Annotated in this window: 12 protein-coding genes; 8 read left to right on the top strand and 4 right to left on the bottom strand. The window is 69.7% G+C overall.

From position 1 onward, the window contains the following. The first annotated feature begins 36 nt into the window (after nucleotides 1–36). Genes AB0J02_RS26460 through AB0J02_RS26470 form a run of 3 tightly spaced genes read left to right on the top strand, consistent with a single transcriptional unit; the run spans nucleotide 37 to nucleotide 2,635 of the window. Nucleotides 37–1,635, top strand: a complete 1,599-nt coding sequence (locus AB0J02_RS26460) for a peptidoglycan-binding protein (protein WP_363196260.1) — start codon at nucleotides 37–39, stop codon at nucleotides 1,633–1,635. A gap of 5 nt (nucleotides 1,636–1,640) precedes the next feature. Then, on the top strand, nucleotides 1,641–2,195 hold the full coding sequence (locus tag AB0J02_RS26465) for a protease inhibitor I42 family protein (protein WP_363196261.1): 555 nt from the start codon (nucleotides 1,641–1,643) through the stop codon (nucleotides 2,193–2,195). 17 nt (nucleotides 2,196–2,212) lie between these two features. Beyond that, nucleotides 2,213–2,635, top strand: coding sequence for a hypothetical protein (locus tag AB0J02_RS26470; RefSeq protein ID WP_363196262.1), 423 nt, complete (start codon nucleotides 2,213–2,215; stop codon nucleotides 2,633–2,635). Here AB0J02_RS26470 and AB0J02_RS26475 read toward each other — a convergent pair. Further along, nucleotides 2,611–3,933, bottom strand: a complete 1,323-nt coding sequence (locus tag AB0J02_RS26475) for a cytochrome P450 (RefSeq protein ID WP_363196263.1) — start codon at nucleotides 3,931–3,933, stop codon at nucleotides 2,611–2,613. The genes AB0J02_RS26470 and AB0J02_RS26475 overlap by 25 nt on opposite strands. Before the next feature lie 207 nt (nucleotides 3,934–4,140). On the opposite strand from AB0J02_RS26475, the gene AB0J02_RS26480 reads away from it, so the two are divergent. Then, nucleotides 4,141–4,953 carry a class I SAM-dependent methyltransferase gene (locus tag AB0J02_RS26480; RefSeq protein WP_363196264.1) on the top strand — a complete coding sequence of 271 codons (813 nt, stop codon included), beginning with the start codon at nucleotides 4,141–4,143 and terminating at the stop codon, nucleotides 4,951–4,953. 447 nt (nucleotides 4,954–5,400) lie between these two features. On the opposite strand, the gene mgrA is transcribed toward AB0J02_RS26480, so the two are convergent. Continuing rightward, entirely contained in the window at nucleotides 5,401–6,438 is a 1,038-nt protein-coding gene (gene mgrA / locus AB0J02_RS26485; RefSeq protein WP_363196265.1) for an L-glyceraldehyde 3-phosphate reductase, read from the bottom strand. 153 nt (nucleotides 6,439–6,591) lie between these two features. On the opposite strand from mgrA, the gene AB0J02_RS26490 reads away from it, so the two are divergent. From AB0J02_RS26490 to AB0J02_RS26505, 4 genes are all read left to right on the top strand, one after another. Beyond that, nucleotides 6,592–7,365 carry an isoprenyl transferase gene (locus AB0J02_RS26490; protein WP_363196266.1) on the top strand — a complete coding sequence of 258 codons (774 nt, stop codon included), beginning with the start codon at nucleotides 6,592–6,594 and terminating at the stop codon, nucleotides 7,363–7,365. Between the two features lie 347 nt (nucleotides 7,366–7,712). After that, the gene (locus AB0J02_RS26495; protein WP_363196267.1) at nucleotides 7,713–9,035 is read left to right on the top strand and encodes a PhoH family protein; all 1,323 of its coding nucleotides are present in this window, start codon (nucleotides 7,713–7,715) and stop codon (nucleotides 9,033–9,035) included. Between the two features lie 390 nt (nucleotides 9,036–9,425). After that, on the top strand, nucleotides 9,426–10,160 hold the full coding sequence (locus tag AB0J02_RS26500; RefSeq protein WP_363196268.1) for a lytic transglycosylase domain-containing protein: 735 nt from the start codon (nucleotides 9,426–9,428) through the stop codon (nucleotides 10,158–10,160). Nucleotides 10,161–10,300: 140 nt separating this feature from the next. Next, on the top strand, nucleotides 10,301–11,677 hold the full coding sequence (locus AB0J02_RS26505; RefSeq protein ID WP_363196269.1) for an AI-2E family transporter: 1,377 nt from the start codon (nucleotides 10,301–10,303) through the stop codon (nucleotides 11,675–11,677). A 63-nt stretch (nucleotides 11,678–11,740) separates the two neighbouring features. On the opposite strand, the gene AB0J02_RS26510 is transcribed toward AB0J02_RS26505, so the two are convergent. Both AB0J02_RS26510 and AB0J02_RS26515 read right to left on the bottom strand, forming a co-directional pair. Then, on the bottom strand, nucleotides 11,741–12,271 hold the full coding sequence (locus AB0J02_RS26510) for an alkyl hydroperoxide reductase (RefSeq protein WP_363196270.1): 531 nt from the start codon (nucleotides 12,269–12,271) through the stop codon (nucleotides 11,741–11,743). Between the two features lie 15 nt (nucleotides 12,272–12,286). Beyond that, complete coding sequence (locus AB0J02_RS26515) at nucleotides 12,287–12,841, bottom strand: peroxiredoxin (RefSeq protein WP_363196271.1); 555 nt, start codon at nucleotides 12,839–12,841, stop codon at nucleotides 12,287–12,289. Nucleotides 12,842–12,871 lie beyond the last annotated feature (30 nt).

Here is a 12,871-nt window from a genome sequence, read left to right on the forward strand (position 1 = left end):
GCCAGTCCGCCGACCACCCCGAGGGGCCGATCCACCGTGACCGAATCGACCACCGACCGCCGCAAGCGCCTGGCCGAGCTGCGCGGCTCCATATCCTCCGCCGACAGCAAGAACGACCTGATCGACGCGATCGACGACGCCCTCGGTGTCGCCGCGCCGGAAGGCGACCCCGCCACGATCGAGTCGCTCGGCAAGCGTTACCGCGGCCAGGCCGACGACGCCATGAAGGTCCACGACCGCTCCGACGCCGTGTCCCGCAAGGGGCTGCCCGACGTCTGGGTCGGGGACACCTCGGTGCTCGCCGCCGACGCCGTCAGCGCCGCCACCCGCGCCGCCGAGCAGATGGCCGACGCCCTGCGAGGCGGCGGCAACGCCCTGATCACGCTCTCCGACGCCATCGAGGCCGCGCAGACCAAGGACGGTTCGGGCCGCGGCAAACTGCGCGACGCCCGCGGGCAGCTCGGCGGCAAGGACGGCTTCTTCGACAACTGGCACGAGGACGACGGGGAGGAGGCGGCGCGCAAGAAGGCCCGTTCGCTCGCCACGGCCGGCGTCGATGAGCTGCACGACGCCGCTGTCGCCGCCGACGACGCGGCCCGCGCCGCGGCCCGCGACCTGAACAAGTACGCGGCCGAGGCCCGCGCCGGGAAGATGAGCACCGACGACCTCTCCGCCGTGGACCGGCTCGCGCTCGCCGACGCCAGCAACATCGGCGGCGACCCGGAGTGGAACGAGATCCTCAGCGCCAACGACCTGGAGCGCTCCGGGCGGGCCATGGAGAACCTCTCCCCGGCCGAACAGGCGCGCATGGAGAAGCTGTTGGCGCAGGCCTCCTCGCCGCAGGAGAAGGCGTACCTGATGAAGGCCCTCGCGTCCGGGCGTTCCGTGGACGAGGTCGAGACGTTCGGCGGGAAGATCCACGGCAAGGACCCGATGTGGCTGCAGGAGCACCTCGCGCCGGTCACCACCGATTCCGACAGCATGAACGACGAGGGCCGCAACGCCAACGGGTCCAACAAGAACACCGACAACCAGGACTTCGACGGGCAGGGCTGGACGCAGGGCGGCGACGGCACGGAGGGCTCGTGCGTCGCGTCGTCCACCGTCACCGCCCGCGCCATGGTCGACCCGGTCTACGCCCTCGAACTAACCGGCGGGCCCAGCGGGCAGGAGAACGACGCGGCGGCCTTCCGCGACCGGCTCGTCGACGAGCAGCACCGGGTGCACGAGGAGGGCGACGGCGGCCACACCCACTTCTGGACGGACGTCCCCGACGGCATGGACAACGACGGCAAGACAGAGGTCGTGAACAAGGAGATCAGCCCGCACACCGGCAGCGGCTACGACTTCAAGGAGGTCAAGAGCGCCGACGACCGGCGCGACGTCCTCCCGGACATCGAGAAGTCGGTGGCCGAGGGCAAGCCGGTCCCCATCGGTGTCGAGGGCTACAACGACGGCGACCGCTCCGGGCACGCGGTGATGATCGTCGGCCAGGAGGGCGACAAGCTGCAGGTCTACAACCCGTGGGGCACGACCACCTGGATCAGCGAGGACGACTTCGTCAACGGAGGAATGGCCAAAGTCAGCGACAACGACCTGCCCGACGCCTACGGCGTTCACGTACCCCAGGACTGACCCCAATGAAGATCACCAAGCCCACCGTGCGTGCGACGGCTCTCGCCGCCCTGCTCGGCCTCTCCCTCACCGCCCTCACGGCCTGCGGCGACTCCGGCGGCGGCACCGCGTTCGGCCCGAAGGACCGGGCCGTCAGCGTGCAGGCGGGGGAGAAGTTCTCCCTCACCGTCCCGGCCAACCCGTCCCTGAACCAGGCCTGGTACCTCACCGACCCCGCCCCGGACACGAGCGTCCTGAAGTACCGCGGTGAGCGGCGCGACACCGACGGCAGCCCCCTCGACGGCGGCGCCGACGGCACCCAGTCCTTCGACTTCACGGCCCATGCGAAGGGGAAGGCGACGGTACGGCTGCTGCACTGCCCGATGAACACCTGCCGCGGGCCCAGCGAGGGCACCCCGTACCCCACGCCCACCCCGACGACGACCGCCACGGCTGCCACGTCCGGCCCGACCGGCACCCCGTCCCCGTCGCCTTCCGCGTCCCTGTCCCCGTACCCCACGGCCACCGGCACCCCGGACACCAAGGCCGCCTTCTACGTCTTCACCATCACGGTCCGCTGACCGGAACCGAGGTCCCCATGTCTGCCGCAGCCAGCCCCGCCCCCCGCACCGACGACCAGCTCCTGGAGGCGACCGACGTCGAGTCGCTGCTGAGGTACGGCCTGACCCCGGAAACCGGCGGGGCCTTCCGCCCGGCCCTCTTCGGCGACGGCGCCATCGCCGCGGCCATCACCCTGGACCGGCTCGGCGTGCTGCCGCGCTCGGTCGCGTACATCGCGAAGATCGTGCGCGCGGGCGGCGTCCGCTACGCAGCCGAGCTCGCCGAGCCGCTGCCCGACCCGGCCGCGGCCGCCGTGCTGCGCGGCTGGCTGGAGACGGCCGCGCAGGTCGCCGGGGCGGACACGGACGGCGAGACCCTCACGGCCCGCTGGCTGGACGCCGTCGCCGAGATCATGGGACTGCGCCGCGAGACGGTTCAGCCGTCCCGGTCCTCCAGGTAGACCCGCAGCGAATCCACCCCGTACACGATCGACAGCTTCCGGAACTCCAGCTCCGCGGTGGGTACCGCGAGCTTCAACCCCGGGAAGCGGCGCACCAGTTGGGGGAAGGCGGCCCGCAGCTCCATCTTGCCGAGCTCCGCGCCGATGCAGCGGTGGATGCCGTAGCCGAACGCCAGGTGCGAGGAGGTCGGCGGGCGTGCGGGCAGGAACGCGTCCATGTCGTCGTCGGCCCCGCCCAGCCGCGGGTCCCGGTCCGCCGCGCTCAGCGAGACGATCACGATGTCGCCGCCGGATATGGGGACCCCGCCGATCTTGGTGTCCTCGCGGGCGAACCGCGGGAACGCCGTCTGCACGACGGTGAGATGGCGCAGGAGTTCGTCGACGAAGGGGGCCGCCACCGTCGCCGGGTCCTCGGCGTCGCGCAGCGCGTCGAAGTGCTCACGGTCCTGGAGCATGATCAGCGTACCGAGAGCGATCATGCTCGCGGTGGTCTCCAGACCACCGGTCAGGACGCCGTCGGCAAGGCCCGTCAGCTCCTCGTCGGTGATGTTGTCGCCGTGCTCGCGCACCAGCATGCCGAGCAGGCCCTCGCCCGGGTTGCGCCGCTGCTCGGCGACGACCCCGCGCAGATAGTCCAGGGACTGCGAGACCGCGCCGAACGACGCGCCCGCCCCGCCCAGTACGTCGAAGCGGGCCACCGAGAACTGCTGGAAGGCGTCGCGCTCCTCGTAGGGAACACCCAGCAACTCGCAGATGACCAGCGCCGGAACGGGCATCGCGAAGTGCTCGACGAAGTCGGCCGTGCCGTCGCCCGACTCACGCGCCGCCTTCTCCAGGTGGGCCAGCTGCTCCTCGACGATCGCGTGGATGCGGGGCGTGAGGCGGGAGAGCCGGCGCATCGTGAACTCGGGGGTGAGCAGCCGGCGCAGCCGCGTGTGGTCCGGCGGGTCGCAGAAGCCGAGGCCGCCCGGGTTCTGGTCGGCCCCGGCGCCGCCCACGCCGACCAGGTGGCGGAAGTCGTTGCTGAACGCCTTGGCGTCGCCGAGGACTTCCTTCGCCTCGTCGTAGCCGGACACCAGCCAGACCGTCATGCCGGGTATCGGGAGTCTGCTGACCGGCTCACGGTCCCGCAGCCCGCCGATCTCGGGGACCGGGTCGAGGCCGTCGCGGCGCAGCGGCAGCAGCGCCGCGTCGGGCAGCTTCGCCAGCACGGACAGATCGAGGCCTGCTCCCCTCTTCCGCAGCCGGGAGAAGTAGAGGCGGGTCAGCCAGGTCGCTATCGCGGAACGTACGGACATGTGCTCGCATCTCTGCGGTGGGACGGGCGGGCCTACGGACACGTGGGGAGCCGTGGTTCTGACGGTGGCGGGGGTCCGCCAAGGGTACGTGCGTTCACCGGGTCCTGCGGAAGAGGGGCAGCCCCCCGATCCTCCCTGGGGCCGGCCCCACCGGTGCCGCCGGTAAATACAGATGAGCGCGATCGTGGCCCTTGGGACCATGGGGACATGAGTAAGGACGTACATGCCCCGCACGACCGTTCCCGCGACTCCCTCGGCTCCTTCGAGGAACTCGTGGCGGAGGCCGCCGCCGCGCCCACCGACGGCTGGGACTTCTCCTGGTTCGAGGGGCGGGCCACCGAACAGCGCCCGTCCTGGGGGTACGCCCGCGCCATGGGGGAGCGCCTGGGCCGCCCGGAGGTGCGGGCCGCCCTCGACCTGGACACCGGCGGCGGCGAGGTGCTGAACATGGCGCCGGAGCTGCCGCCGCTGATGGCCGCGACGGAGGGCTGGCCGCCGAACGTCGCGCGGGCCACGCGGCTGCTGGCCCCGCGCGGCGTGGTCGTGGTGGCCTCGCCCGCCGACGCCCCGCTGCCCTTCGCGGACGAGGCCTTCGACCTGGTCACCGCCCGCCATCCGGTGAAGGCCCCCTTCGCGGAGATCGCCCGTGTGCTGCGCCCCGGTGGCAGCTATTTCGCCCAACACGTGGGCCCCGGCAGCGTGTTCGAGGTCGTCGAGTACTTCCTGGGCCCGCAGCCCGAGGAGGGCCGCCGCGCCCGGGACCCGTACGGCGAGAAGGCGGAGGCGGAGGCGGCCGGCCTGGAGGTCGTCGACCTGCGGGCGGAGCGGCTGCGCATCGAGTTCCACGACATCGGCGCCGTCGTCCACTTCCTGCGCAAGGTCGTCTGGATGGTCCCGGGCTTCACGGCCGAGGCCTACCGTCCCCGTCTCCTCGCGCTGCACGAACAGATCGAGAAGGAGGGCCCGTTCGTGGCCCACAGCACCCGTCATCTGATCGAGGCCCGCAAGCCGTCGGCCTGAGCCGACCGATTCCGCATCGTTATCGAGACGCACTCGATCTTCACGTTAACCTCACGTAAGTTCAGACCAACGGCAATTCGCGTCAGCAAAGCTACGCGGCGGTACCGCGTGGCGGAGGGGGCTGCGCGGTGCCGGTTGCCCTCCCTCGCGTCAACCGCGCGCACCACACGGGAGGGGGAAGTCGAACCCGCGGCGGGTCCCCGTGGAGATGGTGCCCAAGACGCCTGTGAGCCCGCTGTCCAGCGGCCTGAAACCCACCTCCGGGCGTCGTCGGCCGACTCCGGAGAGTAGTTGTGGCACGCCGATGCGCGCGCTGGCACTTACGAAGGGTTATGGTGGAAACCCCCCCTCGGGCCGGTCCGTCTCCCCCCCACGGACCGGCCCGTTTTTTTGTCCGCACGCGGGACGCCGCAAGCCCCGCTCAGGGCCCGCGGCGGCCGTGCCGGGTCAGTTCCGTCCGGCCCAGATGTTCGTGCCCGGGGTGGAGACCGCGAACGAGTCGATTTCGGTCAGCTCCTCCTCCGTCAGCTTCGGCGCCGCGAGCGCCGCCACGTTCTCCTCCAGCTGCTTCACGCTGGACGCGCCGATCAGCGCCGACGTCATCCGCTCGTCCCGCAGCACCCAGGTGAGCGCGAGCTGCGCGAGGGACTGGCCGCGCCGCCCGGCGATGTCGTTCAGCCCGTTCAGCCGGCGCACGACCTCGTCGCTCAGCAGATCCGGGTCGAGCGACTTGCCCTGTGTGGCGCGCGAACCCTCCGGGATGCCCTTCAGGTACTTGCCCGTGAGCAGGCCCTGCGCGAGGGGCACGAAGGAGATGCAGCCCATGCCGGCCGTCTCCAGGGTGTCGAGCAGCTTGTCGTCCTCGGTCCAGCGGTTGATCATCGAGTAGGACGGCTGGTGGATGAGGGCCGGCACGCCCATCTCCTTCAGCAGCCGCGCCGCCTCCGCCGTCTGCTCGCTGTTGTAGGAGGAGACGCCGACGTACAGCGCCTTGCCCTGCTGCACCGCCGACGCGAGCGCACCCATCGTCTCCTCGAGCGGCGTGTTCGGGTCGAAGCGGTGCGAGTAGAAGATGTCGACGTAGTCGAGGCCCATCCGGTTCAGCGAGGCGTCGAGCGAGGACAGCAGGTACTTGCGGCTGCCCCACTCGCCGTACGGGCCGGGGTGCATGAGGTAGCCCGCCTTGGTCGAGATGACCAGCTCGTCCCGGTACGGGGCGAAGTCCTGGGCGAACATCTTGCCGAAGTTGAGCTCGGCCGAACCGGCCGGCGGCCCGTAGTTGTTCGCCAGGTCGAAGTGCGTGACGCCCAGATCGAAGGCGCGGCGCAGGATCGCGCGCTGCGAGTCGAGGGTGCGGTCGTCCCCGAAGTTGTGCCACAGGCCCAGCGAGATCGCGGGCAGCTTCAGGCCGCTGCGGCCCGTACGCCGGTATTCCATGGATTCGTACCGGTCGCCGGCGGCCGCATAGGGAGAGGTGTCGTTCATGGAGACGAAACTACGTCAGTCCTGTGAACTCCCATAGCGGGTACCGGCAGCCGCCGCGGCAGCCCTCCCGGGACACGCGCGAAAGGGGGTGCCTGCGCAGGGGTAGGCTTTCGCGCTCGGGGACTGCCGTCTGCACGGAGGGGCTGAACAACCGTGAACCTGCGCGACAGGCTGCGCGGCCTGCTGGTCAAGCTGTACGCACGCCGGGTGGAAGGCCACCTGGACCACGCCCAGGCGCCCAAGCACATCGGGGTCATCATGGATGGCAACCGACGCTGGGCGAAGGCCGCCGGATCCACCCCCGCCCAGGGCCATCAGGCGGGCGCGGAGAAGATCGAGGAGTTCCTCGGCTGGTGCACCGAGACGGACGTCGAGGTCGTCACCCTGTGGCTGCTGTCGACGGACAACTTCGACCGCCCCCAGGACGAGCTGGTCCCGCTGCTCTCCATCATCGAGAACGTCGTGCGCACCCTCGCCGCCGACGGCCGCTGGCGCGTCCACCACGTCGGCGCCACCGACATCCTGCCCGCCGGCATGCAGACGGTCCTCAAGGAGGCCGAGGAGGCCACTGCCGACCGCGACGGAATACTGGTCAACGTCGCGATCGGCTACGGCGGCCGCCAGGAGATCGCCGACGCCGTCCGCTCGATGCTCCTCGACGCCGCCGACAAGGGCAGCTCCCTGGAACAGGTCGCCGACGACGTCACCATCGACCTGATCGGCCGGCACCTCTACACCAGTGCCCAGCCCGACCCGGAACTCGTCATCCGCACCAGCGGCGAGCAGCGCCTCTCCGGCTTCATGCTGTGGCAGACGGCGCATTCCGAGTACTACTTCTGTGACGTTTTCTGGCCCGCGTTCCGCAAGGTCGACTTCCTGCGCGCGATGCGCGACTACGCCGCCCGGCACCGCCGTTTCGGCGGCTGATCCCACGTCACGGCCTTCGCACAGCGGGGCTGGGTTCTAAGAGGGTCACCAGGAGTTAACGTACGCGCCGCCCTATGCCCTGGCATGGCTGCGCGTGTTCGAGGGAATAAGCCTTCCAGGTCGGTGTCCGAACCACGGACGCCGGTTCTCAGCGGACGGCACGGGGCTGTCCGCCCGGGAGGCCCTTTGCACCAGGACGACCGTACGCAAACAAGTACGGATGACGGCTTGGAGGGCCGGCTCTCGGCCCGCTCGCGGGGGCCGATGACCGGCAGCTCACCCCCGCCCTCCCGGCCCTGCATTCCCTCCGTCGCTCCCCGACCTCTTCCGAGGGGGTACGTCCTTCCGTGGTGAACAGCAACAAGCGCCACAAGCCCGACCGGCGCACCTATGTTCTCGACACCAGCGTCCTGCTGGCCGATCCGAACTCGATGACCCGATTCGACGAACACGAAGTGGTCCTTCCTGTCGTCGTGGTCACGGAGTTGGAGGCCAAACGGCATCATCCGGAGCTGGGGTACTTCGCCCGGCAGGCCCTGCGCCTGCTGGACGACTACCGCATCCGCTTCGGGCGTCTGGACGCCCCGATCCCCACCGGGGAACTGGGCGGCACGCTCCGCGTCGAGCTCAACCACTCCGACCCCAGCGTCCTGCCCTCGGGCTACCGCCTCGGGGACAACGACTCCCGCATCCTCGCGGTCGCCCGCAATCTGCAGGCCGAGGGGTTCGACGTCACGGTCGTCTCGAAGGACCTGCCGCTCAGGATCAAGGCGTCCTCGGTCGGTCTCCTCGCCGAGGAGTACCGTGCCGAGCTCGCCATCACGGAATCCGGCTGGACCGGCATGTCCGAACTGACCCTGCCCGCGGAGCAGGTCGACCTGCTCTTCGAGGAGGACAGCCTCTACGTTCCCGAGGCGGCGGACATTCCCGTGCACACGGGGCTGACGATCCACTCCGAGCGGGGCAAGGCGCTCGGCCGCGTCACCCCCGAGGGCAACGTCCGGCTGGTGCGCGGCGACCGGGAGGCGTTCGGCCTCAAGGGGCGCAGCGCGGAGCAGCGGATCGCGCTCGATCTGCTCCTCGACCCGGACATCGGCATCGTCTCGATGGGCGGCCGGGCCGGCACCGGAAAGTCGGCACTCGCGCTGTGCGCGGGCCTGGAGGCCGTGTTGGAGCGGCGCCAGCACAAGAAGGTGATGGTCTTCCGGCCGCTGTACGCGGTCGGCGGGCAGGAGCTCGGCTATCTGCCGGGCTCCGAGGCCGAGAAGATGGGTCCGTGGGCGCAGGCCGTCTTCGACACCCTCTCGGCGGTCACCTCGCGCGAGGTCATCGAGGAGGTCACCTCACGCGGGATGCTGGAGGTGCTGCCGCTCACGCACATCCGCGGCCGGTCGCTGCACGACGCCTTCGTGATCGTGGACGAGGCCCAATCCCTGGAGCGGAACGTCCTGTTGACGGTCCTGTCCAGAATCGGGGCGAACTCGCGTGTCGTCCTCACCCATGACGTCGCCCAGCGCGACAACCTCCGGGTCGGGCGCTACGACGGTGTCGTCGCGGTCGTCGAGAAGCTGAAGGGGCATCCGCTGTTCGCGCACGTCACGCTCACCCGGTCGGAGCGGTCGCAGATCGCGGCCCTGGTGACCGAAATGCTGGAGGACGGCCAGATCTGAGGTAGTTGGCCCCACTTGGCGCCGTCCGGAGAAGCCAGAGAGCTTAGCCGGGCGGCGCCTTGGTGCGTGTACATTTCCGTAAAACCCCTGGGGCAAACGGGGTGTGACCTTTCACACCCAACACAGAATTGCCTAGCGACCTCCGCATACGGCAGAGTCTCGGTTCCGTCAGGCCCCGCATACGACACATGCGTACCCCCAGCGGTACGGCACCACCGCAGCACCCGCTGCACCTTGAACTCCATATCGGTCGTCGTATGCCGCCCGTGCACCACGCGGCGCTCCCACACCAGGAGTTGCCCACCGGGCCCGTGCCTCCCGTGACCCGTCAGTTGGGAGGCCAGTGTCGAGGGCACGATTGCGTCCGCGAGGGTCACACTCCAGCGGGCGATGCTGGAAGGAAACCGTGTGAGCCGGATTTCGGTCCGGGGATTCGCAGTGGCCTCGGCCACCGCGGTCACCACAGTCGGCGCCGTCGTGGGTGTTGCCTCGGGCAGCACCGCTCAGCCCTCCAACGAGGCTGCTGAGGCCACGGCCGGCGACGCGACCCTCCTCGCCGACATACCCGCCGGTCAGCAGGCGCAGGTGCAGACCGCGTCCCTGACTCAGCAGGCACAGACGCAGGCCATCGCGGCCGACAACGCGGCACAGAAGACGGCGGAGGAGTCGGCCCGCAAGCAGGCCGCCGAGGACGCCGTCGCCAAGCAGAAGGACGCGCAGGCCGCGAAGGACAAGGCCGAGAAGGAGGCGAAGGAGCGCGAGGAGGCCAAGAAGGAGGCCGCCAGCCGTTCCGCGACTCGCGACGCCTCCACCTTCTCGACCCAGTCGTCGTACTCCGTCGGCCAGATCCAGGCGATGGCGCGTCAGATGGTGCCGTCCGGTCAGTTCCAGTGCTTCAGCAACATCGTGGACCACGAGTCCAGCTGGAACTACAAGGCGTCCAACGCTTCTTCCGGCGCCTACGGTCTCTTCCAGGCTCTGCCCGCCTCCAAGTACTCCTCCGCGGGTGCCGACTGGCAGACCAACCCGGCCACGCAGATCAAGTGGGGCCTCAACTACATGAACGGGCGCTACGGCAGCCCGTGCGAGGCCTGGTCGTTCTGGCAGGCCAACAGCTGGTACTGAGCAGAACACCGCTCAACCTCCCGGAGCCCCTCACCGTCCTACGGTGAGGGGCTCCGGCCGTATCCGGATCTCCCGATGTACGGTCAGGTTCACAGGCTCCGGGGGGAGTGGTGAGAGCGCACGGGGGAAAAGGACTGATCATGTCGCGTGTCCCAGGCTGGCTCGGCAGAGTCGGAGCCGGAATCAGCAAGGTGGGCGAGCGCTTGGACGAGCGCAGAGCCGAAGCCGAGCGGAACGAGGACAGTGACCTGTCCGGCGTGTCCGCCCCAACTGTCCCGCCCCGTCCGGCGGGTGAGGCGGTGTCCGGGGAACCGGACACCGGTGAGCCGCCGCACGACCAGGTGCCCCCACCGCCCGCCTACGCGCCGGCGGTGTCGGCCAGGCCCGAACCGGCCGCCGCCGTGCCATGGGGGCTGCGGGTCGCCGCCGAGGCGGCCTGGCGCCTCCTCGTGCTCGCGGGCATGGTCTGGATCCTGATGAAGGTCATCAGCTCGGTGCAGCTGGTGGTGTTCGCGTTCGTGTCGGCGCTGCTCATCACCGCGCTGCTGCAGCCGACGGTGGCCCGGCTGCGCCGCCGCGGCGTACCCAGAGGCCTCGCGACGGCGCTCACCGCCATCCTGGGCTTCGTCATCATGGGGCTCGTCGGCTGGTTCGTGGTCTGGCAGGTCCAGGAGAACATCGACGCGCTCTCCGACCAGGTCCAGGACGGCATCGACGATCTGCGCAAGTGGCTCCTCAACAGCCCGTTCCACGTGACGGATCACCAGATCAACGACATCGCCAAGTCCCTGCGCGACGCGATCGGCGCGAACACCGACTCGATCACGTCGGCGGGCCTCGAAGGCGTCACCGTCATCGTCGAGGCGATGACCGGGATCCTGCTGGCGATGTTCTCGACGCTGTTCCTGCTCTACGACGGCAAGCGCATCTGGGAGTGGACGCTCAAGCTCGTCCCGGCGCAGGCCCGGCCGGGCATCGCGGGCGCGGGCCCGCGAGCGTGGCGCACACTGACGGCGTACGTCCGCGGCACGGTGATAGTCGCCCTCATCGACGCCATCTTCATCGGCCTCGGCATCTTCTTCCTCGGCGTGCCGATGGCGGTGCCGCTGGCCGTCTTCATCTTCCTGTTCGCGTTCATCCCGCTGGTGGGCGCCGTCGTCTCGGGCGCGCTCGCCGTGGTCGTGGCGCTGGTGACCCAGGGCGTGTTCACGGCCGTGATGGTGCTGGTGGTCGTCCTCGCGGTGCAGCAGATCGAGGGCCACATCCTGCAGCCGTTCATCCTCGGCCGCGCGGTGCGGGTGCATCCGCTGGCCGTGGTGCTGTCCGTGGCGGCCGGCGGCATGGTCTCCGGAATCGGCGGCGCCGTGGTGGCGGTCCCGCTCGTCGCCGTGCTGAACACGGTCGTCGTGTATCTGCGGACGTGGTCCCGGGAATCGGCGATCCGCCAGACCCCGCCACCGCACGGCGCGACAGCGATCGATCTGGCTCCGGTGGATCCGTCCGCCGACCGTTCTTAGGGGAACACGCCGAAAGACCCCTGGCCCTCCGCGGAAGCGGAGGGCCAGGGGTCTTTCGGCGTGTCAGGCCAGGACGGCTTCCGCGTCCAGGGTGACGCCCACGGCCTGGATCACCGAGGCGATCTTGAAGGCCTCCTGCACGACGTCACGCGAGACATCGGCCTTGCGGAGCACCTGCTCGTGCGAGTCGAGGCACATCCCGCAGCCGTTGATCGCGGAGACCGCGAAGGACCACAGCTCGAAGTCGACCTTGTCGACGCCCGGGTTGCCGATGACGTTCATCCGCAGGCCCGCGCGCATCGTCCCGTACTCGGAGTCCGAGAGCAGGTGACGCGTGCGGTAGAAGACGTTGTTCATCGACATGATGGCGGCGGCCGACTTGGCGGCCGTGTACGCCTCCGGCGACAGGTTCGCCTTGGCCTCGGGCTCCAGCTCGCGCAGCACGTGCGGGGAGCGGGAGGCGATGGCGCAGGCGAGGACCGTGCCCCACAGCTGCTGCTGCGGGAGGTCCGAGTTGCCGATGACCGAGCCCAGGTTGAGCTTCAGGTCCTTGGCGTAGTCCGGTATGGCGGACTTCAGTTCGTCGAGTGCCATGTCAGAAAGCTCCGTTCACTCGCCCGAGAGCAGCGCGACCGGGTCCAGGGTCTCGTCGCCCTTGCTCCAGTTGCACGGGCACAGCTCGTCCGTCTGGAGCGCGTCGAGGACCCGGAGGACCTCCTTGGGGTTACGGCCGACGGAACCGGCGGTCACCATCGTGAACTGGATCTCGTTGTTCTGGTCGACGATGAAGACGGCGCGCTGCGCGAAGCCGTCCTCGCCCTCGATGCCGAGGTCACGCATGAGCTCGTGCCTGGAGTCGGCCAGCATCGGGAACGGCAGGTCCGTCAGGTCCGGGTGGTCCTTGCGCCAGGCGTGGTGCACGAACTCGGAGTCACCGGAGAAGCCGAGGACCTGGGCGTCACGGTCGGCGAACTCCTCGTTCAGCTTGCCGAAGGCGGCGATCTCGGTCGGGCACACGAAGGTGAAGTCCTTGGGCCACGCGAAGACGATCTTCCACTTGCCCTCGTAGGTCTTGTGGTTGATCTGCTCGAACTCCGAGCCCTTCTCCAGCGAGACACAGGCAGTCAGGTCGAACTCGGGGAACTTGTCACCGACAGTGAGCACACGCTCTCCTTGCAGCGAGAAACATCCCTT

This window comes from Streptomyces sp. NPDC050264, from assembly GCF_040655895.1.
Classification (GTDB): domain Bacteria; phylum Actinomycetota; class Actinomycetes; order Streptomycetales; family Streptomycetaceae; genus Streptomyces.

Bases quoted from the DNA above. Each gene is read 5' to 3' on its own strand.
- AB0J02_RS26500 (WP_363196268.1), top strand. From the start codon at position 9,426: ATGCTGGAAGGAAACCGTGTGAGCCGGATTTCGGTCCGGGGATTCGCA.
- AB0J02_RS26480 (WP_363196264.1), top strand. From the start codon at position 4,141: ATGAGTAAGGACGTACATGCCCCGCACGACCGTTCCCGCGACTCCCTC.
- AB0J02_RS26470 (WP_363196262.1), top strand. From the start codon at position 2,213: ATGTCTGCCGCAGCCAGCCCCGCCCCCCGCACCGACGACCAGCTCCTG.
- mgrA (WP_363196265.1), bottom strand. From the start codon at position 6,438: ATGAACGACACCTCTCCCTATGCGGCCGCCGGCGACCGGTACGAATCC.
- AB0J02_RS26475 (WP_363196263.1), bottom strand. From the start codon at position 3,933: ATGTCCGTACGTTCCGCGATAGCGACCTGGCTGACCCGCCTCTACTTC.
- AB0J02_RS26510 (WP_363196270.1), bottom strand. From the start codon at position 12,271: ATGGCACTCGACGAACTGAAGTCCGCCATACCGGACTACGCCAAGGAC.
- AB0J02_RS26505 (WP_363196269.1), top strand. From the start codon at position 10,301: ATGTCGCGTGTCCCAGGCTGGCTCGGCAGAGTCGGAGCCGGAATCAGC.
- AB0J02_RS26465 (WP_363196261.1), top strand. From the start codon at position 1,641: ATGAAGATCACCAAGCCCACCGTGCGTGCGACGGCTCTCGCCGCCCTG.